Origin of the sequence: Pseudarcicella hirudinis (assembly GCF_900115665.1) — a bacterium.
Taxonomy (GTDB): Bacteria; Bacteroidota; Bacteroidia; order Cytophagales; family Spirosomataceae; genus Pseudarcicella; species Pseudarcicella hirudinis.
On sequence record NZ_FOXH01000002.1, the window covers coordinates 577,773 to 600,282 of the forward strand.

Consider the following 22,510-nt stretch of genomic DNA (forward strand, 5'->3'; position numbering starts at 1 on the left):
AGTTCAGGATAGGAATAAGGTCTTGTAAAAGGATTCATTAATTCACGGTGTAATGCCGTTTTACCATGACAGAATCAGAATTAAAAGAAGAAGTAATAAAGGCGCTGAAAGGAGTATATGATCCTGAAATACCAGTGGATGTATATGAATTGGGGTTGATTTACGATATAAAGATATTTCCGGTTAATAACGTATATGTTTTAATGACGCTTACATCTCCTTCGTGCCCTTCTGCTGAAGCAATTCCGGGAGAGGTTGAACAAAAGATCAGAGAGATTGAAGGTATTTCAGATGTAAGTGTAGAGTTAACTTTCGATCCTCCTTATTCTCAGGATATGATGTCGGAAGTAGCAAAATTGGAACTTGGTTTTATGTAAAAATGTTGAATGTTGGGGCTGACCCTTTTAAGCAGCAGAATGAATAAAATTTAATTCAGCTTACTCATTCCGTTATTTATCATTCAAAATATAATAATTTAAGAAAATATGTACCCAGAACATTTAGTAGCCCCGATGCGTGAAGATATCGTGCAGGGAGGTTTCCAGGAATTAAAATCAGCCAGTGAGGTTGAAGAGGTTTTAGCTGAAAAAGGCACTACATTATTGTTTATCAATTCGGTATGTGGTTGTTCGGCAAGAACTGCACGTCCTGGTGTGAAAGAGGCTGTTTGGAATTCTGCCAAAAAACCTGAGCATTTAGTGACAGTTTTTGCAGGCGTTGATCAGGAAGCTACTCTGAAAGCTCGCGAATATACATTGCCATATCCTCCGTCATCTCCTTCTATCGCTTTATTTAAAGATGGAGAATTGGTGCATTTTGTAGAGCGTCATCACATTGAAGGCCGTTCTGCTGATATGATTGCTCAGCATCTGGAAATGGTATTTGATGAGTTTTGTGCTTAATATTTAAAGAATAAAAACATCATCACATCATAAAAAGAGCGGTTGAAATCAGATTTCAACCGCTCTTTTTGTACTTAAATTTCAGACTTAGTCTTTCTTGGGAGCTCCTTCCATCGCTCCGGTCTGAGTCTTTTTCTCCGCTGCCTTTTTAGCGGCACCTTCAAAATCACCGGATTTCAGAATGGATATTTTTGACAAATCAATATTCTTGCGCATTGCAGTGAGGATAGACTCAGGAGTTAAAGCTTTGATTTTATTTTCAAAATCTTCATCCCATTTCAGTGTTCTGTTCAAATAAGCATAATTTGCCAGTTTTCCTGAAAGTGCATTATCCTGAGCACGGCCAACCTGACGGCTCTGTAAATAACCTTTTCTGGCTTCTTCCAGTTCTGTTGCGGTAAAACCATCTTTCAGGGTCTTTTCCATTTCTTCTTTAAATGCAGCCTCAAGTCTTGCGGCATTTTCAGGTGCATAAATTGCATAAGTAAGGAAAGTACCCGAATTGTCGATAGGGTGGGCTGAGAGCTGAGAACCTACTCCATAAGAAATACCTTCTTTCTGACGGATTCTTGTAGCGAGGCGTGAATTCAGGAAACCGCCGCCAAGCATATAATTAGCCATCGTAAGGGCAGCGTAATCTGGATCAGTTTCACTAATTTTCAAAGGTTGAATTGCAATAAAGAAAGCGTTGGCTTTATCCGGTGCTTCAACTGATTTATTCTGCGCTTTTACTTCGTGGTAAGGGTTAGCTACCCGTGTAAATGGTTTAGGAGATTTCCAGTTAGAGAAATCAGCCGTAACAATATCTTTCAGCGCTTTTTCATCGAAATCACCTACTACAGATAAAATGGCATTGGAAGCACCATAAAAATCTTTGTAGAATTGCTTTACTTCATCCAGTTTCACGGCTTTGTAATCAACAAGTTTTTCGTCGATTGTACTCTGGTAATTCGGATGACCTTTTGGATAGAAACGAAGCAGTTCGGCCATTGCATCAGTAACTTTTCCCTGTGGATCAGATTTTTGGGTTTCCAGTGCTGAAATATTTTCCTGACGTAGTTTCTCAAGTTCATCGGCCGGGAATACAGGCTCTTTAAGCGCTTCAACTACTAATTTTAACGCCGCAGGAAAGTTCTCTTTTGTTGTTTCAATCGTTATGTTTACCTGAGTCGGACCACCTGTGAAATTGACACGGGCCTTTAATTTATCCAATTCATCTTTCCATTCCTGACGCGTATGTTTAGTGGTTCCTTTGGTCAGTAAATCAGCCGTATAATCCGCAATAACAGATTTCCCGGTTAAAGACTTTTCGTCTCCGAAACGCAGGGTAAGATTAGCATTTACTACATTTCCTCTGGTCTTTTTCTGAAGAAGTGACAATTTTACGCCTCCGATATCACTTTTCACAGTACGGCTATCAATGTTAGAAGGAGAAGGGTCAAATACCTCACCCTGTGCCACTCCTGTACCGCCTTTGAAATCTTTCAGAAGTGTGGTAACATCCTGCGCTTCAGGGATTTCTGCACGTTCAGGTTTTTCTGTAGGATAGAATAAACCTAATGTTCTGTTGCTGGTTCTGAGGTATTTCTGAGCAACTTTCTGAACATCTTCAGGTTTTACTTTTTTGTATTGATCTCTTAAATAGAAAATCATTCTCCAGTCTCCCAAAGCAATAAATTCACTTAAGAATGTACCTACACGTTCCGTATTATTAAGCAATAAATCGATATTTTTCAATTGCTTTGTAATACTTCTGTCAACTTCTTCCTTGGTTGGAGCTGTTTTTCCGAAGTTTTCAACAACATCAATCAGGACAGTTTTGACGCTATCGATAGATTTATCTTTCAGGATTTCAGCACCAAAGAATGCCAGTGAAGGTTCTTTCGTCTGGAAACTTCCTCCGTACTGCTGTGTTGCCAGTTTCGTATCAATTAAAGCCTTGTACAATCTTCCTGATGGAGCATCTGTCAGAATGTCAAGCATGATGTCTGAAACTACATAATCAGGATGTAAAGCAGATGGAATATGATAACCGGTAATTACATACTGAACGTCTCCGGTTCTTCTCAAAGTAACCTGACGTTCTCCGTCTTGAGTTGGTTCTTCAGTATGCGTTAAATCCAGTTTTCTGGCAGGTCTGGGAATAACTCCGAATTTCTCGTTTACCATTTTCAATACCTTGTCCGGATCAATTTTTCCGGCAACCAATAATACTGCATTATCTGGCTGATAGTATTTGTGATAATAAGCCTGAAGGTTTTCGATGGGAACTTTTTCGATATCAGAGCGTGCACCGATGGTAGAATTACCGTAATTATGCCATAAATATGCTGTAGAGAAAACCCTTTCCAATAAAATACTGCCGGGATCATTTTCTCCCATTTCGAATTCATTACGGACAACCGTCATTTCAGTGTCAAGATCCTTTTTGGCGATATAGGAATTGATCATTCTGTCTGACTCAAGATCCAGAGCCCATTCAAGGTTCTCGTCTGTTGCAGCAAATGTTTCAAAATAATTAGTTCTGTCGTTCCAGGTGGTTCCGTTCGGACGTGCTCCGTGAGAGGTCAATTCCTGAGGAATATTCTGATGTTTCGGAGTCCCTTTAAATACAAGATGTTCCAGTAAGTGAGACATACCGGTTTCGCCGTATCCTTCATTTCTTGATCCTACAAGATAAGTGATATTAACTGTGACAGTTTGTTTGGAAGGATCCGGAAATAAGAGAACTCTTAAGCCGTTGGCCAGTTTGTATTCTGTAATTCCTTCTGCAGAAGTAACTTTTTCAGGGGCTGGGAGCGTAACTGCTTTCTGAGAACTTTTTACCGCAACATCCGTTGCAGGCCCGGGCTGGGACTTTGTTGTTTTTTTCTGAGCAATGCCGGGCAGACAGACTGCCATAGAGCCAATCAATAGAAGAGGTCTTAGATTTAGCATAGTTGATTAAGTTAATAAATGGACTAATGGTCGTCCTGAAATATTCAGAACATGAACCGCAATTTTTCGTAAACTAGTAAAAACAATGATAAAATCTTGAAAAAATGTGATGAAAGGTCTGCTTTAAGCTGTAAAAAACAAAGAGAGCTTTCGAATTTTGAAAGCTCTCTTTGTTTTGGTAAGTAATATTACTTTTTATAATGCTCTATGATTTTGAAGATTTTCTTCTGCGATTCCAGATTTGTAATGTATTCAAAAATTATTTCATGCTGATCGTGATTGATAATTAAACCTGTTTCCAGATACAGAATTGCGTCCTTTATTTTATCAGATTTGTAAAGATAAATGGCAGCTCTGTAGTACAATTCTGCTTCTTCAGGTAATTCATCGATTCCGGAAAGAATAATCTCTGCTGCACGGTTATAATCTTCCTGTGCATAATAAAGTAATGACCATTGAACCCATGTATCAATATTTAAAGGTTCAAGTTCTGCTGATTGCTGATAAGCCTCGATAGCGGAAACAGTATTACCGAGTTTGGCTTCTGTATCGGCTAATGCCAGCCAGTAATAAGAGTTTTTGTCATCAAGTTTTAAGGCTTTTTTCAGGAAATGTATTGCTTCCAGCCATTTTCCCATAGCGCTCAGACAAACGCCAACGCCGAAATAACCATCATCCCAGAGAGAATCGAGTTTAATGGATTCCTTATAATAATGAATGGCTTCTTCATAACGTTCCTGTCTTTCAATGCTCGCCCCGAGGCAGCAGTAAACTTCAGGAGTTATGTCTTCATGTTCAAGACAAAACCTGTAGTTTTCTTCGGCTCTGGCAAAATTCAGGAGATTCATATAGGCATTTCCCAAATTAAAATAAGCAGAAGCGAAATCGTCTTTTATGGCAATTGCGTATTCATAAGCATCGGCAGCATCTTCATAACGGTGAAGTTTAGAATAGGCAATACCAATAAAGTACCAGGCATTATGTGAAAAAGGATCCTTGTCGATAAACTGCTGGTAATAAGGGAGACTTTCCTCAAGTTTTCCGATTTCATCGAGACTTGAAGCAAGTTCATATAGCGCATTCTCATTGGCCATATTAATTTCAATGGCTTTTTTGAAAGAATCTACAGCTTCTCTGTGTTTTCCCCAGCTCTGATATGCCAGACCAATGTGGTAATGCACATCATCTTTATCGTCCGCATGTTCCAGCACCTGATTCAGTAATTCTATTGAGGCAGGGTAATCTCCGGAAATCCCGTAGATAGTACCTTTCATATAAAGAATATCCAGGTCTGAAGGGTTAAAAAGAGAAGCTTTGTTCAGAACTTCCAGGGCTTCATCAAATTTGGAAAGATTGGCAAGCAGCTGAGCCTTATTGAGCATCAGTTCAAGCGAATAAGGATACTGTTCCAAAGCAATGTCACAGGCCTGACTTGCATCCTCAATCTTGCCTTCAAACATATAATGTTCTACAATTTGTTCGTATGTATCTAAATCAAAAAATGAACTCTCCCGACGATTGAGCATGGTCTCATAACGCCTCACAGAGTGAAGTACATCTTCCTGGCGATCTTCGAAATCTTGTTCCATCATAAATTTTTGGGTGTTGTTCTTTAAATATTTAACGTTTCAGGATGCAGTAAAGGATCTTGTTACGTTGTTTTGAAGAGCACAATTATCCGGATTTAGCAAACATTTATTGTTAATTATACAAACCAAGATAAAGAAAAAGTTCGATTCCACCAAATCTTTCAGGGCTGAAAATTAACCTGATAAAAATTTGGATGAGACTTTTTGAAATGCCTCTTTTAAGTTTTACAAAATTCTAAATGTCAGATAGTTAGGTCTGGAACTGTGGATTAGATTTGGGTAAGAAAAAATATGAAAATTTCAATCTGACACTTTTGCTTTAAGATTTTTACAGATTCTTTCGATTGTTTCATCTAAAAGTGTAAACTCAAAATTCAGTTCTTTTCTGATCTTTTGGCTGGGGTAAATGAAATTTAAATTGGCGGATTGTGCTGTCTCTTTGGTAATTAGCGGTGCTTTTCCGGTAAAAAGACTTCTCAGCGCTTCAACCCTCCAGGCAATTTGTGATAAAAAACCTGATATTTCTTTAGAAGGTGCTTTCCTGCCAAAACCCGAAGCAACTTTCTCAAAGAACTGTTTGTAAGAAAGAGTTCCTCCGTTGAGGATAAAACGCTCGTTAACTATATCAGAATGTAATAATTTATAGATAATTTCCGCTACATCCTGAACATCTACATAATTGATAGTACCTCCGGTATAATATTTATTCTCGTCATATACATACTTGAATAACTGTGTACTGCTTTTATACCAGTCGGCCTCGCCAAGAATAATGGAAGGATTTACCACAACCGCATCAAGCCCTTCAGCAACCCCGCGCCATACTTCAAGTTCGGCCTGGTATTTGGACTTGGCATAATTAGAATTTAAAGGAGATTCTTCCCATTGCGCCTTTTCATCAATAAGATTGGATGTGTCGCTGGCTCCATTTGAAAATTTCCGGCCGATAGCTGCTACTGAACTGACAAAACAAAGCTTTTTAACCTTATACAGCAAACACATATTGACAACATTTGCCGTTCCTTCAACATTGATTCTTAACATTTTGTTCCGGTCTTTCGGAGCAAAGGAAACCATTGCGGCAGTATGCACTACATAATCGGCTTTGGAAATAGCTTCTTCCAGAGAAAGTACATCCAGTATATCACCTTCAAACCAGGTAATCTGATCTTCCAATCCTTTCAAAAGGGATAAATCGCTTTCCGGGCGTTTGAATCCGGCAACTTTTTCTCCTTCTTCCAGAAAGTATCTGGCAACAAAACTTCCGACTAATCCATTTATGCCTGTAATGAGTATCATAACACAAAGATAACAGCTGATTTGCTGAACAACACCAAACTTGCGAACTTTGTCTCAAACATTGTATCATGAAATTTCAGGACAGTAGTTCAGATTGACCAAAAGCCTTTGTTTTTGAAGAAAATCTTCAGGCCAAATCAATCTTTAGGACCATATTGCGAAGAAATTTCCATTATCATTCAGATGAATCACAGAAAAGCTATCATAGATTTAGGTACTAACACCTTCCAGCTTCTGATTGTTGAACAGTCGGGAAGTAATTTTAAGACTCTTCATGAAGACCAGTATGCGGCCAAGATCGGGAAAGGGGGAATTTCGAATGGAATTATTACAGAAGAAGGTATAGAGCGGGCAATCATTGCTTTGCAGTATTTTCAGCCGTTTTTTGACAAATTTGAAATCCGGACCGAAAACATCAGTGCCACGGCTACCAGCGCCGTGAGGAACGCCAGTAACGGAGCAGAGTTTTGTGAAAGAATTCTTGCAGCAACAGGCATAAATGTTGAAGTAATCTCCGGTGATGAGGAGGCAGGTTTAATTTATGACGGAGTAAAACTTGGAACTGAAATAGGGAAGAGGCCTTCAATGATTATGGATATTGGCGGAGGAAGTGTGGAATTTATTTTATGTGACGAGGACAGAATTTTCTGGAAGCAGAGTTTTGAAATCGGAGGGCAGCGGTTGATGGATAAATTTATGTTTGTCGATCCGATTTCTCCTAAATCCTTATCATCAATGCAGAATTTTCTGGAAGAGCAATTATTGCCGTTAACAAATGCTGTGCATCAATATGCTCCGGAAGTACTGATCGGTTCTGCGGGATCTTTTGAAACACTTGTGGATTTGCATTATCATAAATTGAAGGGAGGTTTTCCGGAGAAGGAATTGGTCTCATTTGATTTACCATTGAGCGAATTTCAGGATTCTTTTCAAAAAATTATGTCTTTAGACAGAGCGGGCCGTATGGCCTTGCCAGGTATGATAGAACTCCGGGTAGATATGATTGTCGTGGGCGTTTTTCTGATTCAGTTTGTGTTGAAAAAGTATGAAATTCAGGATATTAAGGTTTCCACCTATGCGCTGAAAGAAGGCGTGTTATCCAGAAGTCTGGCGCGGTGAAAAGATGGAATACAGATAAATTCCGCCCCTGTTTTCAGGAACAGCAGGATACAATATGATAGAATATTGATTCTAAAATTGATACTTTTGTTAACTGAAATGGTCATAACTTCGGAAAATTGCTTCTGAACGATTTGAAATTACAGTTTTGCTCAATCATTTTGGTGTTTTTTGTAAGCTCCGTAAACTAAAGATCAGCCAAGAAAATATAAGGTGATACGCTAAAACTGAAAAAAAATCGTTAAACTTGTTAATCAATCAGAACAATCCAAATTGTCAACTCAAGCGAGTCTAAGCCCAAATTTTTACGCTCAAATATGTTAGCAACCCTCAACTCCATCTTATTACAGGCGAATCCTTCTATTACGCCTGACTCAGTAGCTACCAATAATGGACTTAATAATGTTCATGCTTCAGACGCAAGTTTTACCATCATAGACCTATTGATGAAAGGTGGTTGGGTAATGATCCCGATTGCTGTACTTTTTGCCGTTTCGGTTTTTATGTTTATCGAAAGGTATCTGTACATTAGCAAAGCCGCAAAACTTGACAGTAATTTCCTGTTTACGATTAAGGAAATGCTTTATAGCGGTAATGTACAGGGTGCTATAAACTATTGCAAAACCTCCAGATTCCCGATTGCCAAGCTGCTGGAAAAAGGCTTGACAAGAATCGGCTCTCCGATCCGTGATATTGAAAATGCTATTGAAAATACCGCAAGAGTTGAGATTTATAACATGGAAAAAAACCTGGGTATTCTTAATGCGATTGCGCGTATAGCACCAATGTTTGGTTTCCTTGGTACTGTTACCGGGATGATCAGAACTTTCCATAATATCTCTATTGCCAATAAAATTGATATCAGTACAATTGCCGGAGGTATTTATGAGAAAATGGTAACTTCTGCGACTGGTCTTATTGTGGGAATCATCGCTTACTTTTTATACACTATCCTTACGGCAATGATCGACAGAGGTGTGAATAAAATGGAAATGACTGCGATAGATTTCCTTGATATTTTACATAAACCGGCATCTAAATAACCTTGGTTTTTGAGTAAATCCTGATGATGAGACTGGTATAAAAACCAAAGCAGCAATCCGGCATTTTACTCAGAGCGTTGAAACTGAAAAAATATGAATTTTAGAAAACGAGCCAGAGAAAATTCAGAAGTTGAAACAGGAGCATTATCGGATATTTTGTTTTTCCTTTTAATGTTCTTCCTGATGATTTCTACGCTGGCGAGTCCGGATGCGATTAAATTGTTATTGCCGGAATCGAGTACAGCTCAAAATACACCCAAAGAGGTGATAAGAATGACTGTCGACGAAAATAAGAATTATTTTATCGATGATAGTCCCGTTCAGTACGACCAGCTTGAAAGTGTTTTATCAGTGCAGGCAAAAGCAAAAAATGCTGAGACCCTTGTTTTGAGAATCGATAAGACCAAAACTGTGCAGGATCTTACTGAAATATATGATATAGCCGCCCGTCTGAATTTGTCGATGGTAATGGCTACAGATAAAAAGAGAAACTAATATCCTTTCTTACAAAGAATCACATTCTCCTGAAATTATTTAACTTTTGGTCAATATCGGATTAAAAGTATAATTTTAGGAGAATTCTTATTTTTAAGGAAATCTGAAATATAGTTATGAATTATTTAATAATAGCGCTCAAATCCATAGCGGTTTACGCCTTTATTGTTGCTGCAATCCGTTTGTTTGGCAAAAAAGAACTGGCTCAGTTATCTGTGATAGATCTTGTATTTATTTTATTGATTTCAAATTCCGTCCAGAATGCGATGGTAGGCTCAGATAGCTCTCTTCAGGGGGGATTAATTGCAGCGGGAGCTTTGTTTGTGACTAATTTTCTGTTAAAAAAGCTGATGTTTAACCATGAAGGCGTATCCAGATTTATTCAGGGAGAACCGATTATGTTGATCTACAATGGCAAAATAAAGAAAAACGGCCTTAGAATTGCTGAAATATCTCTGGAAGAACTCGAAGCTGCAATAAGAGAACACGGCGTTTCGAAAATAAGTGAAGTGGATCTGGCAGTGCTTGAAGTGGATGGAAACATCAGTGTTTTATCTGAATCCTTTGCGCATCGTTCTTCGAAGAAAAGAAAAGCTCATAAAGTTGTTTCAAAAAATGAATGATATTACTGAATTTTTCCAAAAAGCTGTCCAGAATGAGGATCTGCTGAAACTTGTCGCTTCTGTATTTGTAGGCGCTTTAATTGGTGCAGAACGTGAATACAGAAGTAAGTCTGCCGGTTTGAGAACCTTTACGCTAATCTGTCTTGGTTCTACCATTTTTACGATACTTTCTCTGAAGATGGGACTACCTGTTTCGAGAGACAGGATTGCTGCTAATATTTTAACCGGAATAGGTTTCATCGGGGCAGGTGTAATCTTTAAACAGGATGACAGAATTAAAGGCCTTACTACCGCAACCATTATCTGGGTTACGGCTGCGTTGGGGATGGCTATCGGATCCGGACATATTTATCTTTCCTTTTTAGGAGCATTCAGTGTGTATTTTGTTCTTGGTTTCTTCGTGAAACTCGAAGGATATATGGAAAAATTTGGCGGCCAAACCCGGAATTATAAAATCGTTTGTGTTTATGAACCGGATATTTTCGAGAAGTTCAGCAAAGTTTTCGAGGAACAGAATCTGTTTGCAAAAAGAGATAAACAGATTATAGAAGGAAAGATTTTAACGAGTTACTGGTCTGTAAGAGGTGCTTCGGCAAAACATGAAAAACTGATCAGACACTTAATGGAAAATCCGGAAGTGCAGGATCTTGAATTTTAGTTTGACAGCATTAACACAAAAAAAGCGAAGATTCTGGTCTTCGCTTTTTTTGTTAATCAATATTTATCATCCTGGTCTTCATCATCTTCATCGTCAAATTTGAAATTGTCGAGGTCGAAGAGAGAGTCTGTCAGATCTTTAAATTGAAGGCCTTTTTCCAGCGTCTTTTTTGAAATCATTGAAAATTCAGATAAGCCATGAAGTACAAATTCCATCATGAATAATTTTTCACGGCCCTGCATTGCCGGATAAACCTTTTCAATCAGATCATCCAAACCATCGATAGTTCTTAACCTCGCAGAATAGTCTTTGTCTGGACCATCGTTCAGAATGTCCATGATGTTTCCGTCCATAAACCATTCTACGATTGGTTTAAAAGGATTTTTCCCGGCTTTATCTTTAGCTGCTTTTTTGATTTTTTCAGGATCCGGAAAATAATTCAGGAATTGTGTTCTGATCGCTTTTCCGACTAAATTCTGTGCAACAATTACCGGCCCTTCTACTTCTCCTTCATAAACCAGTTCTACTTTTCCGCAAACAGCCGGAATAACCCCTACCAAATCGGCAATTCTCACATAGGTTTTATCTTCTCCGTTAATAAGTGCACGTCTTTCAGCAGTTGATATGAGGTTTTCATAGGCTGATATAGTCATACGGGCAGAAACGCCGGATTTTGAATCCACATATTCAGACTGTCTTGCTTCAATGGCGATTTGCTCAATCAGATCATCCATCAGGTTATTTGAAGAAACTAATTCACTCTGGCCATGTTTTAGTTTTGCTTCCTGCAAAGTGATTTTTTTCCCGATTTCCAGTGTTTTCGGATAATGGGTTACAATCTGTGAATCAATCCGGTCTTTCAACGGGGTTACAATTGAACCACGGTTGGTATAGTCCTCAGGATTAGCTGTAAAAACAAACTGAATATCCAATGGCAGTCTGATCTTGAAACCACGGATCTGAATATCGCCTTCCTGAAGAATATTGAACAAAGAAACCTGGATTCTCGCCTGTAAATCAGGTAATTCATTGATGACAAATATACAGCGATGCGAACGGGGAATCAGTCCGAAATGGACGACTCTTTCATCGGAATAAGGCAACTTTAATGTGGCCGCTTTGATCGGATCAGCGTCACCGATAAGGTCAGCTACTGAAACGTCAGGTGTGGCCAGTTTTTCAGTATATCTGTCGCTGCGATGTAACCAGCCTACAGGGGTTAAATCGCCCATTTCAGACACTAAATCTTTGGCAAAACGGGAAAGGGGTTGCAATGGATCATCATTTAATTCAGAGCCGGTAACTACCGGAACGTATTCGTCCAGAAGATTAACCATCAGGCGGGCGATCCGGGTTTTAGCCTGACCTCTTAAACCTAGTAAATTGATATGATGCTGGGAAAGAATGGCTCTTTCAATATCCGGAATAACAGAATCTTCATAACCCCATATTCCTTCAAAAACCTGTTCTTTATTTTTAATTTTAAGAATAAGATTTTCTCTTAATTCATCTTTGATACTCTTTGACTGGTATCCGGCCGCTTTTAACTGACCGAGGGTATGTATATTAAGTAGTTCGCCTGATTTTAACGTTTTGTATGACATTTATCGTAAGATTATTTTAAATGTTAATTTTTAGTTGTGGTGCTGTACAAATAAATCTTCCAGAAAGAATCGTTGTCGTCAAAAACCTTTTCCTGCACTAAGCCGATTTCTCCGGCATTATTAATCGGAACTGAGGAGAGAACATATTTTCCGTTCATTTGTTTAAAGGCTTCAATGTTTAACCTTGAATTATTAATTGCAGCTTTGGAGGTTTTATGATAGAGTATGTCTGCCCTGATTTCATGAGAAAAGGCATAGGCTCTGCAACCCCAGGCATCAAAATACTCTTTCATTTTTTTATCCACAGCCAGTTCATTTTCAATAATTTTCCTGAACTGGTGTTTATAACCGAGCAGGTAATTATTCTGATAACTATCGAGGGTATAAAAACCATTGTATTGTGCGATGGCCGGGTGAAATCCTACACAGATTACTCTGTAATCAGCTTGTGGAATTGCAATGAAATCTCTGATTGCGCCAAATTGATTTTCGGCATAAAAAGCACGGTAAGAAATCGTTTTTTCTTTGGGTAATGATAAGGGATTTCCGAACATTTTATCCAGATTAACCAAAAACTCTCTGTTTGAATTCAGGGTGATGGATAACTGTATGAATATTGCCAGTATTGTAAGTAAAAAACCGTTTTTCCATCGTAAAACTGTATCAAGTGAGATCGCAAAAAGCAGATACCAGATCATTGGCAGGAGAAAATAAAACCTGTCGAACTGAAATGCTTTTGGCAATTCTGTAACGGAAGCGAGGCCTTGTACAAAAAAGCGATAAAACCCGTGAAAAAGACAAATACCCAGAATGGTTAATAATAAAGAGATGATCTTTCTTTTTTGGTGAAACTTTTTGTCTGCGGCAAGACTGATTAAAGCAATTATGAAAATAAAAATCGTAAAAAATTCTCCGGCGTGATAATAAGTTTTGATGAAAGAGATAAAAGTTTCACGAAAACAGATTCCGGATTTTAAAGGCATCAGTAAATCATAATTGAATTCTGTTCTGTGTGAGGTATAAGCTTTTGAAAAGAATGAATAAATCAGTTGAAATTCTACCAGGCTATAAACAAGCCCTGTACTTAAAATGGCAGCGAGTAATGCCTGATTTAGCTTTTTCAGATTAATCCAGTCGTAAATGAGGATAATTCCTGCACAAATTACCGAAAAGAATCCTGCCCAAACCAAAAACGAGTAAATTGGAAACAGAACCACAATCAACCAGTCGCTTAGCCGAAATTTATTTTTCCTGAAATTCAGAATCGCATAAAAATATAAAGGCTGACCCAACGACGAAATCCCGTGAACCATGTAAGTGGAAACTACTGAGAATGCTAAAGCCGTTCCCCAAACGATAACCTGCTGATTTGGATTTGGTAAAAAATGTTTTTTCAGCAATAAATACATACCGGCAAATCCGATCAGGTGAATCAGGAGATAATTAATCGTGTAAGCAGTAAAAGGCTCAAAAACAACAAAAGAAAGAACTTCTAAATTGATTCCAGAACGCATGGCTGATCGGGGAAGACCATTCATGACATTGAAAATCGTACTATTAAAATCGAATGCGGTATGGGAAATATCCAGTAATCGCAAATATAAATAGTCGCTGTCGAGATTATCATGGATGGTGACGAAAGCGTCCTGACCCAACCATAAAAGAGGCAGAAAAAAAATAACTAAAATGGTAAAAGTGCCCCATTTCAGCAGATTATCAATATTCATTTAAAAAGATTTACATTGTATATTTCAGGATCTGAAATCCTTTTTCTGATTTCTATATGACCCGAAATCAAATTATCATCGCAAATATATTATTCTTAAACTTGTTAACGTTAAGACAAAATTATTTGATATGATAATGCTGGGATATTGTTTTGAAATACAGTAAATTAATCTTTAATAAATTGAAATTCTAAATAAGCTGTTGAATTGCCTGCCCCCAAGTACAAAGAACACTCCTTTCCCGTAACACGATAATATTTATTTTGGTTTAAAACAGACTTCATAAGGATGGAAAAACTGTGACCGTTATTTTTCTTGTCCGTCTGACTATGGAAACAATTTTATTTTCTCAACCATAATGTAAATTATCTATGAACATTAACCTGGCTTCTTTCAAGGAACAAATTATTCTTGCCGTTACTCAATATGGCGGAAAAGTACTTCTTGCAATTGTTGTATTTATTGTCGGTCGGTATATTTTAGGAAAAATTACCAGATTACTCAGTAACAGAATGTCTGCCGGACATATTGACAAAGATGTTCAGCCTTTTTTAACCTCACTTATTTCTGTTTTATTTAATGTTTTACTTTTATTAAGCTGTGCCGGAATATTGGGTATCGAAACAACTTCTTTTGTGGCGATGCTGGGTGCGGCAGGTCTGGCCGTCGGCCTCGCACTTCAGGGAAGCCTTGCGAATTTTGCCGGAGGTGTTCTGATCCTGATTTTTAAACCTTTTAAGGTTGGGGATCTGATCAGTGCCCAGGGGTTTACAGGCCATGTAGAGGCAATTCAGATTTTTAACACTTTATTGGTAACTCCTGAAAATAAAACGATCATTTTGCCAAACGGGGCTTTGTCAACTTCTCCGGCTACAAACATTTCCGGAAAAGGTATAATCAGAGTTGATATGGTCTTTGCGGCAGGAAATCAGAATAAGTATGATGACGTAATAAAATCACTTGAAATGGCTGTCAGCAAGTGTAAATATGCACTGAAAGATCGTAATCATGATGTTTTACTGACAAAACTGAGTGAAAATGCCTTACTTTTTGATGTAAGAGTCTGGACAAATTCCAGTACCTACTGGGAGACATATTATGCAATGCATGATGGCATTAAGAGACAATTTGATGAAGATAAAATAGCAGGGCCAGCTATTAACCTGAATGTCAAAGACCTTCAATAGAAAATGCTCATATAAAACAAAGAGGAGTCGTTTGACGGCTCCTCTTTGTTTTGTCAGCAAATCTTATCTGACGTCCTTCCGGCGGTTTTTTTGATAATCTTCAAAAATAAATTCACCAAGTCCTTTCAGGGAGGAATAATAAGCTCTCCCATTGTTAATTTTCGTAAATTCCTGTACAAATTCCTTCAGATACTCATCTCTTGCAATCATGAAGGTAGTAACGGGAATTTTCAATCTTCTGCATTGTGCAGCCAGTGTGAGGGTTTTATTGAGAATTTTCTTATCCAGGCCAAAAGAGTTTTTATAATAACGAATACCTTCTTTCAAACAGGTAGGTTTTCCGTCAGTAATCATAAAAATCTGCTTATTCTTATTTTTACGTCTTCTCAGCAAATCCATAGCCAATTCCAGGCCTGCTACTGTGTTGGTATGATATGGGCCTACTTCCAGATAAGGCAGGTCTTTTACCTGTATCTGCCAGGCATCATTTCCGAAAACTATGACATCCAAGGTGTCTTTGGGATATTTGGTCATAATCAGTTCAGACAAAGCCATTGCCACTTTTTTAGCAGGAGTAATTCTGTCTTCGCCGTATAAAATCATAGAGTGGGAAATATCTATCATTAAGACGGTACTGGTCTGGGCTTTATATTCTTTATCCATGATTTCCAGATCATTCTCTGTCATCATGAAATTCTCATAGCCATTATTAATCTGAGCATTCCGGATAGACTCAGTCATGGCAATCTGGTCCATTGAATCTCCGAATTCATATTCTCTGCGATCTGTATTTAACTCATCGCCGATACCCTGATAAGGCGTTCTGTGATTTCCTCCGCTATTGGTTTTCTTAAGTTTTCCGAAAATTTCTTCCAATGACTGCTTTCTTATACTTTGTTCTCCTTTAGAAGTAAGTACCTGAGCAGATTCTCCGTTTTCATTTTTTTCTTCCCTGATGTATCCTTTCGCTTTAAGGTCTTCAATGAAATCTGCAATTCCGTAACTGTCATCAGTTAAATTATACTGTTTATCGAGCTGGGTAAGCCAGGACAAAGCCTGAGAAACATCTCCGGCTGTCATGGTAAGTAATTGATTAAATATATTCAGAAGCTGTTCAAATCTGGCTTTTTTGCCTTCTTCTTCAGCCTGAGGGATAAATTCTGAAAAGCGGTATCCAAGCATAATTAGGATCGGGTCTTAAGGTTTGGCAAAATGTTGTAGTGTTCTGTGATATAAAAGTAACAAAAAAAGGATTGCAGTAGTTTCTGATGCTTATAAATACCCCTGCGGATACTGAATCCGGTTCGTGTATCAAGAAGCAGGTTTCGTAAATAATTATCACTTGTTAAAAGTATTTCAGTGTGGAAAATACCTGTTTTTGTGTGGAAAATACATGACTGTAATGAAAAGTTGTTATAATTGCACACATTTAACACATTCTATAACGACTATGAAAAGATCTATTTTATCAGCCATATTTCTGGCTGTGTTATGCCCTCTTATTGGCTTTGGACAAAAACCAACTTACGTTCGGAAAAATGCTCACAGTATTGGAGCTCAGGCTGATATTCAGGCTATGTCAAAAGCTTTAAAATTAATGAGAAAACTCCCTTGTGACAATCCGGTGAGCTGGTATTATCAGGGGGCTATCCACCATGTGCCTGATCCTCTTGAAATTACGGGGCCTAATTATTATTGTCCTCAATATAAAACCACGGCTGATACTTTGCTGGGATGGGATACCTGTCCGCATATGCAGCCCGGATTTGTACAATATCACTTCCTGACCTGGCATAGATTGTACATTTACTATTACGAAAAAATTATCCGCAAATTATCAGGTAAAAAAGATTTTGCCCTGCCATACTGGAATTATAATGTTCCAGCTCAAAGAACAATGCCAACAGGTTTACGCCTGCCAAAAGATACCACAATCAATGGGTTGTATGAAGTAGAACGTTCTCCTACATTAATGGCTGGACAATCTATCAACAATAATGCAAAAGACGGAATTGTGAAGAATGTGAATGGAAAAATTGTAGTTGACAGCATCGGAGCAATGGGCTATGTATTAGATCCGGATTATCTGTGGAATTCGTACTATATTAAAAACTTTTCAAGTGAACTTGAAGATGGTCCTCATAACGTAATTCATGATTACGTAGGAGGAGCCGTGAATCCGGCGGATACACTTGTTAAGCTTTATAACAGAATTTATCAATCCTATAATTTTAAAGATGGTTCAAGAGCTTATGGTCTGATGGCTGACGTACCAAGTGCCGGATTTGATCCTATTTTCTTCTTTCACCATGCAAATATTGACCGCCTTTGGGCTGAATGGGAGAAAAGACATTATGAATTAAGCTGGGATGAATTCCAGAAAGCAGGATGGTGGCCTTATGTTTTCTTTGATGAAAATGGTAAAAAGGTTGTCTATAAATCGATGAAGGAGGTTTATGAAAAAATCAGAAATATAGACTATACTTATGACTATATGTTAGCACAACCTAAATTGCTTGCTGCCAATAAAGTAAGTGCCAGATTCTCTGAGGAAAGTGTTTTAGGTACCGTTTCAGCAAATAAATCAATGGTTGAAAAATATAACTCTTTTGAAGTTAATTCATCCAAAAAACTGGTATTACTGGCCGGAGCTGATAAAAGTAAAAAAGTATACTCCCTTGAGGTAGAAATTGGTTTTCAGAAGCAGACCAAAACCAAACTGGTTGTGATGCTGAACGATGATAAAGCTAAAAAGCTTAGCCGTGAACCTAAAAAGTATATTGTCGGAATTGTTGGTTTATTTGGAGCTAACAGTCATCATCAGGCTTCTTCAGGCCATTCCGGACATGGAGCACATGCAGGTTTTACAAAAACATTGAGATTTGATATTACTGATGAACTGGCAGCGCAGGCAGCAAGCGGAGATAAATTCAAAGTTTCAGTGTTCCAGCTGCGTCCTGAACCGAAAAACCCGATTACGGTAAAAAGTGTAACCGTGAAAGAAATAAGCAGATTATAGCATTTTTAGTTAACAAATGAAAAGCACTTTCGTCTTGATGGAAGTGCTTTTTTTATGGGAAAATATTTTGCCTGATTTCTTCTTTTTTAGACCAATCTTCTGACTAAAGGTCATAAATCAATAAGAAACTACAGTTTTAGGCAGATTTTCAGGGAAGACGGATTTTTGTTTCTGATATTATCCCGAACAGTTGTGAAGGATGTAAAAAGATTATTAAGCTAAAAATTGATAAAAACGAACGGTTCTTGGCTATCTTTGTTATTTACAGTGAAACAAACCCGTTACAAAAAAACTGCTGTTGTAAAGCAGAAACTTTAGGAAATGAAAGTATTAAAATTCGGAGGAACCTCGTGCGGAACAGTTGAAAGTATCCAGTCTGTTCTAAGTATTATCAAAGGAAACCTTGAAAAAGGTAGGAAATCGGCAGTAGTGTTTTCGGCAATGGGAGGGGTGACAAATCAATTGATTGAAGCCGGAAAACGCGCATCATTGGAAGATACCAGTTATTTTGATTTGGTAAAGGCTATTGAAGATCGTCATTTTGACGTAGTGAGAGCCTTGATTGATGTAAAATCGCAGTCGAAAGTTTTTGCAAATATCCGAACGACAATAAACGAACTGGAAGATTTGCTCAAAGGCGTTTGCCTTATCAGAGAAATTTCAGCAAGAACCTCTGATCTGATTGTCAGTTTCGGAGAACGTCTTTCCACTACTTTGATTTACGAAATTCTGCATGCTCAGGGCGTGGATTGCCAATACCTGGATGCCCGAAAAGTAGTCCGTACCAATGGCAATTTCGGAATGGCTGAAGTTAATTTTGAGCTTACTTATAAATTAATCAAAGACCATTTTTCCAAAACCAAATCCCTGCAATTAATTACCGGATTTATTGGTTCAACTGAAAAGGGAGAAACGACTACATTAGGGCGAGGAGGCTCAGATTATACCGGATCAATTTTTGGGGCGGCATTGAATGCGCATGAAATCGAAATTTGGACAGATGTTGACGGAATGATGACAGCTGATCCGAGAAAGGTGAAAAATGCGTTTACCATTCCTACCATTACTTATGCGGAGGCCATGGAACTGACTCATTTCGGGGCAAAAGTGATTTATCCTCCTTCATTACAGCCAGCTTTTGCAAAAAATATCCCGATCAGGGTTTTGAATACATTTAATCCGGAATTTGTCGGAACGGTTGTAAACCGTGAAGCAGATCCGAGTGATTATATTATTACCGGAATCAGTTCTATTGACAACCTTGCCCTGGTAAACCTTCAGGGTTCAGGAATGATTGGAGTTGCCGGGGTTTCCGCCAAACTTTTTACCGTTTTGGCAAAACACAAGATTTCTGTTATCCTTATTTCTCAGGCATCTTCCGAGCATTCTATCTGTTTTGCGATAGACCCTAAGTTTTCTGCAGAAGTTCGTCAGATTCTGGCTTCAGAATTTGCAGCGGAAATTGCAATCGGAGACATTGAAGGAATTGATATTCAGGAAAACCTTTCAGTGATTGCAGTTGTAGGTGAAGGAATGCGCCATCATACAGGTGTGAGTGGTAAATTGTTCTCTGTTCTGGGTAAAAACGGGATCAATATCGTTGCAACAGCACAAGGCTCATCAGAGTTAAATATTTCCGTTGTTATCGAAAGGAAAGATATTTCAAAAGCGTTAAATGTAATTCATGATACATTTTTCTTCTCATCAGTAAAAACCCTGAATTTATTCCTTGTCGGTACCGGATTGATCGGAAAAGCATTGCTGAATCAATTACAGGGACAAGGAAATTATCTTTCAAAATATAAAGGTTTAAAAGTCAATCTGGTTGGGGTAATGAATTCCCGGAAAATGTTCATTGAAGAGCAGGGAATTCCTATGGAAAACTGGACTGAAGAACTGAATGCCAAAGGAAAGCCGGCAGAATTATGGATGTTTGTGGAAGAGGCAAAAAGACTGAACCTTCCGAACTCAGTATTTGCTGACTGTACTGCAGATAAACAAATTCATAATTACTATTTAGGCTTGTTTGAGTCAAATATTTCAGTTGTAACACCTAATAAAGTAGCCAATTCGGGCAAGTATGAGGATTATGCCTTATTGCACAGAACAGCGCTGAAGAAAGGGGTGAAGTTCCTGTATGAGACAAATGTGGGAGCAGGTTTACCGGTAATCAATACCTTACAGGGTTTGATTTCTTCGGGAGATCGTTTTGAAAGAATAGAAGGGGTACTTTCCGGGACGTTGTCTTATATTTTTAACAATTTCAAAAAAGGAACAAAATTTGCCGACATTGTACGGGAGGCAAAAGCAAAAGGTTATACAGAACCTGATCCGAGAGAAGATTTGAGTGGTATGGATGTGGCTCGTAAAATATTGATTTTAGGCCGGGAAATTGGTCTGAAAATTGAACCTGAAGATGTTACAATTCACAAATTACTTCCTGAAAATTGTGAAAAAGCGCCAACGGTCGATGAGTTTTTTGAACAGCTTGAAGTTTCAAATACTTATTTCGAGAAAATGGTTGACGAGGCTGAAGCAAGAGGAGAGGTATTACGTTTTATTGCAACGCTGGAAGATAACAAAATTAATATCGGTGTGAGAAGTATTAACAACAGACATCCGTTCTATATGATGGACGGAGCCGATAATGTGATTTCTTTTACGACCAAACGTTATTCTGATCGTCCTTTGGTAATTAAGGGACCTGGTGCAGGTGCGGAGGTAACGGCATCAGGCGTATTCGCTGATATTGTGGCAATCGGGAGTTATCTCGGGTAAAATTACAGGTGTTATTCACAGCTATCAAATCTTAAAATGATAGGTAAGTTCAACAAAAAAGGCAGGACTTACTACTTTTCTAAATGGAATCAATAAAAGTTTTTGCCCCGGCTACGGTGGCTAATGTTGCTTGCGGATTTGACATTTTCGGTTTTGCAGTTGATAATCCCGGAGATGAATTAATTCTGAAAAAATCTGATCGGAAAGGGGTTAGAATCAACCGTATTGAGGGAGATGAAGGAAGATTGCCTTTGGCTGCTGAAAAAAATACAGCCGGAATCGCTATTATCAAATTCCTGGAGTTTATCGGAGAAGATGGCCAGGGTTTTGAAATGGACCTCAAAAAGCTAATGCCGCTCGGAAGCGGATTGGGTTCTTCTGCGGCGTCTTCTGTAGCAGGTGTTTTTGCGGCAAATGAATTGATGGGCAGACCTCTGTCTCAGAAAGACTTGCTTCCTTTTGCCATGGAAGGTGAAAGAATTGCCTGTGGTTCTGCGCATGCCGATAATGTCGGACCAAGTCTGATGGGTGGTTTTGTTGTAATCAGAAGTTATGAACCATTAGATATTATTCAGCTTAAAACGCCTCAGGAGTTATATGCTACCATTGTACATCCTCATATTGAAGTAAATACAAAAGATGCGAGAAACATCCTGAAAAGGGAAATTTCGCTGAAAAATACCATTACTCAGATGGGAAATGTGGCTGGTTTGGTAGCAGGCTTAATGTTACCGGATTATGATTTGATTTCCCGTTCTTTGGTTGATGTGATTATAGAACCGATTCGTTCGATTCTCATTCCTCAGTTTGACGATGTGAAAAATGCCGCCCTTGAAAATGGTGCTTTAGGCTGTTCTATTTCCGGATCAGGGCCATCAATGTTTGCCCTTTCTAAAGATTTATTTACCGCAAACCGTGTAGGAAAAGCTATGCAGGATGGATTTGCGAAAGTAGGAATTGGTTCGGAATGTTATGTTTCAGGGATTAATCAGGCTGGCCCTGTTGTATTGGGTTAGGACTGCATTAAGTGATATTCGTAAAAAAGGTGGTAAAACGATTCGTTTTGCCACCTTTTTCTTTGTTCAGAAGAGTTAAGGAAAACTATGCTTTATTAAATTTTGACTGAAATCTTGTAAAAACTACATAAACACCAAAGCCTAAAAGCACACCGATTGAATCTGCTAAAGCATCAAATAAGTCGAAAGATCTGTTGAACTCCACTGGTAAATTCTTTTGCCAGAATTCAATCAGCAGGCCAAAAGCTATTCCGCTTAGAATTACCCATAAAGATTTGCTGCCGTTAAATAACCATAAGAATGACCAAATGGCAAAAGCAGCAAAATGATCGAATTTATCACTTGTACCATGTTCCGGTAATTCCTTGCTCGGAAGACTGCAAAGTGTAAAAATGATAACCGTCCAGATTATCGCCGGATATTTGGTCTGAAGGATCTGAAATATTTTTTGCATATACAAAATTATATATTTTGGATGAAAAGACTGAACTTTTTAAGTTAAGCTTTTGATATT

The 22,510-nt window shown here is 38.3% G+C and carries 18 protein-coding genes; 11 read left to right on the forward strand and 7 right to left on the reverse strand.

Annotated elements, in window-relative coordinates:
* Positions 1–65 precede the first annotated feature (65 nt).
* The gene (locus BM179_RS05520) at positions 66–377 is read left to right on the forward strand and encodes an SUF system Fe-S cluster assembly protein (RefSeq protein WP_092013419.1); all 312 of its coding nucleotides are present in this window, start codon (positions 66–68) and stop codon (positions 375–377) included.
* Between the two features lie 108 nt (positions 378–485).
* Complete coding sequence (locus BM179_RS05525) at positions 486–902, forward strand: BrxA/BrxB family bacilliredoxin (RefSeq protein WP_092013422.1); 417 nt, start codon at positions 486–488, stop codon at positions 900–902.
* A gap of 87 nt (positions 903–989) precedes the next feature.
* Here the strand turns inward: BM179_RS05525 and BM179_RS05530 are convergent, their stop codons facing one another.
* The 3 genes from BM179_RS05530 to BM179_RS05540 all read right to left on the reverse strand — a co-directional run bounded on the left by BM179_RS05530 (position 990) and on the right by BM179_RS05540 (position 6,727).
* Positions 990–3,839 (reverse strand): M16 family metallopeptidase, encoded by a 2,850-nt coding sequence (locus BM179_RS05530; protein ID WP_229632902.1) that lies wholly within the window; start codon positions 3,837–3,839, stop codon positions 990–992.
* Between the two features lie 188 nt (positions 3,840–4,027).
* Entirely contained in the window at positions 4,028–5,431 is a 1,404-nt protein-coding gene (locus BM179_RS05535; protein ID WP_310586918.1) for a tetratricopeptide repeat protein, read from the reverse strand.
* A gap of 297 nt (positions 5,432–5,728) precedes the next feature.
* Complete coding sequence (locus tag BM179_RS05540) at positions 5,729–6,727, reverse strand: NAD-dependent epimerase/dehydratase family protein (protein WP_092013428.1); 999 nt, start codon at positions 6,725–6,727, stop codon at positions 5,729–5,731.
* A 114-nt stretch (positions 6,728–6,841) separates the two neighbouring features.
* Here BM179_RS05540 and BM179_RS05545 point away from each other — a divergent pair, with 114 nt between their 5' ends.
* The 5 genes from BM179_RS05545 to BM179_RS05565 all read left to right on the forward strand — a co-directional run bounded on the left by BM179_RS05545 (position 6,842) and on the right by BM179_RS05565 (position 10,665).
* Positions 6,842–7,846, forward strand: coding sequence for a Ppx/GppA phosphatase family protein (locus BM179_RS05545; RefSeq protein ID WP_310586919.1), 1,005 nt, complete (start codon positions 6,842–6,844; stop codon positions 7,844–7,846).
* A 317-nt stretch (positions 7,847–8,163) separates the two neighbouring features.
* Positions 8,164–8,889: a MotA/TolQ/ExbB proton channel family protein gene (locus tag BM179_RS05550; RefSeq protein WP_092013435.1), complete on the forward strand. Its 726-nt coding sequence runs from the start codon at positions 8,164–8,166 to the stop codon at positions 8,887–8,889.
* Between the two features lie 93 nt (positions 8,890–8,982).
* The gene (locus BM179_RS05555) at positions 8,983–9,384 is read left to right on the forward strand and encodes an ExbD/TolR family protein (RefSeq protein ID WP_092013437.1); all 402 of its coding nucleotides are present in this window, start codon (positions 8,983–8,985) and stop codon (positions 9,382–9,384) included.
* Between the two features lie 116 nt (positions 9,385–9,500).
* Positions 9,501–10,007 (forward strand): DUF421 domain-containing protein, encoded by a 507-nt coding sequence (locus BM179_RS05560; protein WP_092013440.1) that lies wholly within the window; start codon positions 9,501–9,503, stop codon positions 10,005–10,007.
* Entirely contained in the window at positions 10,000–10,665 is a 666-nt protein-coding gene (locus BM179_RS05565; protein ID WP_177219307.1) for an MgtC/SapB family protein, read from the forward strand. The genes BM179_RS05560 and BM179_RS05565 overlap by 8 nt, the downstream gene beginning before the upstream one ends.
* A gap of 56 nt (positions 10,666–10,721) precedes the next feature.
* Here the strand turns inward: BM179_RS05565 and BM179_RS05570 are convergent, their stop codons facing one another.
* Both BM179_RS05570 and BM179_RS05575 read right to left on the reverse strand, forming a co-directional pair.
* Complete coding sequence (locus BM179_RS05570; protein ID WP_092013446.1) at positions 10,722–12,269, reverse strand: P-loop NTPase family protein; 1,548 nt, start codon at positions 12,267–12,269, stop codon at positions 10,722–10,724.
* Positions 12,270–12,292: 23 nt separating this feature from the next.
* Entirely contained in the window at positions 12,293–13,996 is a 1,704-nt protein-coding gene (locus BM179_RS05575; RefSeq protein ID WP_092013449.1) for a DUF6044 family protein, read from the reverse strand.
* A gap of 371 nt (positions 13,997–14,367) precedes the next feature.
* Here BM179_RS05575 and BM179_RS05580 point away from each other — a divergent pair, with 371 nt between their 5' ends.
* Complete coding sequence (locus BM179_RS05580; protein ID WP_092013451.1) at positions 14,368–15,183, forward strand: mechanosensitive ion channel family protein; 816 nt, start codon at positions 14,368–14,370, stop codon at positions 15,181–15,183.
* Between the two features lie 63 nt (positions 15,184–15,246).
* Here the strand turns inward: BM179_RS05580 and BM179_RS05585 are convergent, their stop codons facing one another.
* The gene (locus tag BM179_RS05585) at positions 15,247–16,365 is read right to left on the reverse strand and encodes a vWA domain-containing protein (protein ID WP_092013454.1); all 1,119 of its coding nucleotides are present in this window, start codon (positions 16,363–16,365) and stop codon (positions 15,247–15,249) included.
* A gap of 268 nt (positions 16,366–16,633) precedes the next feature.
* Between BM179_RS05585 and BM179_RS05590 the strand changes: the two genes are divergently transcribed.
* The 3 genes from BM179_RS05590 to BM179_RS05600 all read left to right on the forward strand — a co-directional run bounded on the left by BM179_RS05590 (position 16,634) and on the right by BM179_RS05600 (position 21,996).
* Complete coding sequence (locus BM179_RS05590) at positions 16,634–18,202, forward strand: tyrosinase family protein (RefSeq protein WP_177219308.1); 1,569 nt, start codon at positions 16,634–16,636, stop codon at positions 18,200–18,202.
* Positions 18,203–18,523: 321 nt separating this feature from the next.
* A complete protein-coding gene (thrA, locus tag BM179_RS05595) occupies positions 18,524–20,980 on the forward strand; it encodes a bifunctional aspartate kinase/homoserine dehydrogenase I (RefSeq protein ID WP_092013460.1) in 2,457 nt (818 codons plus the stop codon).
* An 83-nt stretch (positions 20,981–21,063) separates the two neighbouring features.
* On the forward strand, positions 21,064–21,996 hold the full coding sequence (locus BM179_RS05600; protein WP_092013463.1) for a homoserine kinase: 933 nt from the start codon (positions 21,064–21,066) through the stop codon (positions 21,994–21,996).
* 85 nt (positions 21,997–22,081) lie between these two features.
* Here the strand turns inward: BM179_RS05600 and BM179_RS05605 are convergent, their stop codons facing one another.
* Positions 22,082–22,450, reverse strand: a complete 369-nt coding sequence (locus tag BM179_RS05605) for a VanZ family protein (protein WP_092013466.1) — start codon at positions 22,448–22,450, stop codon at positions 22,082–22,084.
* Positions 22,451–22,510 lie beyond the last annotated feature (60 nt).

Bases quoted from the DNA above. Each gene is read 5' to 3' on its own strand.
- BM179_RS05520 (WP_092013419.1), top strand. From the start codon at position 66: ATGACAGAATCAGAATTAAAAGAAGAAGTAATAAAGGCGCTGAAAGGA.
- BM179_RS05525 (WP_092013422.1), top strand. From the start codon at position 486: ATGTACCCAGAACATTTAGTAGCCCCGATGCGTGAAGATATCGTGCAG.
- BM179_RS05530 (WP_229632902.1), bottom strand. From the start codon at position 3,839: ATGCTAAATCTAAGACCTCTTCTATTGATTGGCTCTATGGCAGTCTGT.
- BM179_RS05535 (WP_310586918.1), bottom strand. From the start codon at position 5,431: ATGATGGAACAAGATTTCGAAGATCGCCAGGAAGATGTACTTCACTCT.
- BM179_RS05540 (WP_092013428.1), bottom strand. From the start codon at position 6,727: ATGATACTCATTACAGGCATAAATGGATTAGTCGGAAGTTTTGTTGCC.
- BM179_RS05550 (WP_092013435.1), top strand. From the start codon at position 8,164: ATGTTAGCAACCCTCAACTCCATCTTATTACAGGCGAATCCTTCTATT.
- BM179_RS05555 (WP_092013437.1), top strand. From the start codon at position 8,983: ATGAATTTTAGAAAACGAGCCAGAGAAAATTCAGAAGTTGAAACAGGA.
- BM179_RS05560 (WP_092013440.1), top strand. From the start codon at position 9,501: ATGAATTATTTAATAATAGCGCTCAAATCCATAGCGGTTTACGCCTTT.
- BM179_RS05565 (WP_177219307.1), top strand. From the start codon at position 10,000: ATGAATGATATTACTGAATTTTTCCAAAAAGCTGTCCAGAATGAGGAT.
- BM179_RS05570 (WP_092013446.1), bottom strand. From the start codon at position 12,269: ATGTCATACAAAACGTTAAAATCAGGCGAACTACTTAATATACATACC.
- BM179_RS05575 (WP_092013449.1), bottom strand. From the start codon at position 13,996: ATGAATATTGATAATCTGCTGAAATGGGGCACTTTTACCATTTTAGTT.
- BM179_RS05580 (WP_092013451.1), top strand. From the start codon at position 14,368: ATGAACATTAACCTGGCTTCTTTCAAGGAACAAATTATTCTTGCCGTT.
- BM179_RS05585 (WP_092013454.1), bottom strand. From the start codon at position 16,365: ATGCTTGGATACCGCTTTTCAGAATTTATCCCTCAGGCTGAAGAAGAA.
- BM179_RS05590 (WP_177219308.1), top strand. From the start codon at position 16,634: ATGAAAAGATCTATTTTATCAGCCATATTTCTGGCTGTGTTATGCCCT.
- thrA (WP_092013460.1), top strand. From the start codon at position 18,524: ATGAAAGTATTAAAATTCGGAGGAACCTCGTGCGGAACAGTTGAAAGT.
- BM179_RS05600 (WP_092013463.1), top strand. From the start codon at position 21,064: ATGGAATCAATAAAAGTTTTTGCCCCGGCTACGGTGGCTAATGTTGCT.
- BM179_RS05605 (WP_092013466.1), bottom strand. From the start codon at position 22,450: ATGCAAAAAATATTTCAGATCCTTCAGACCAAATATCCGGCGATAATC.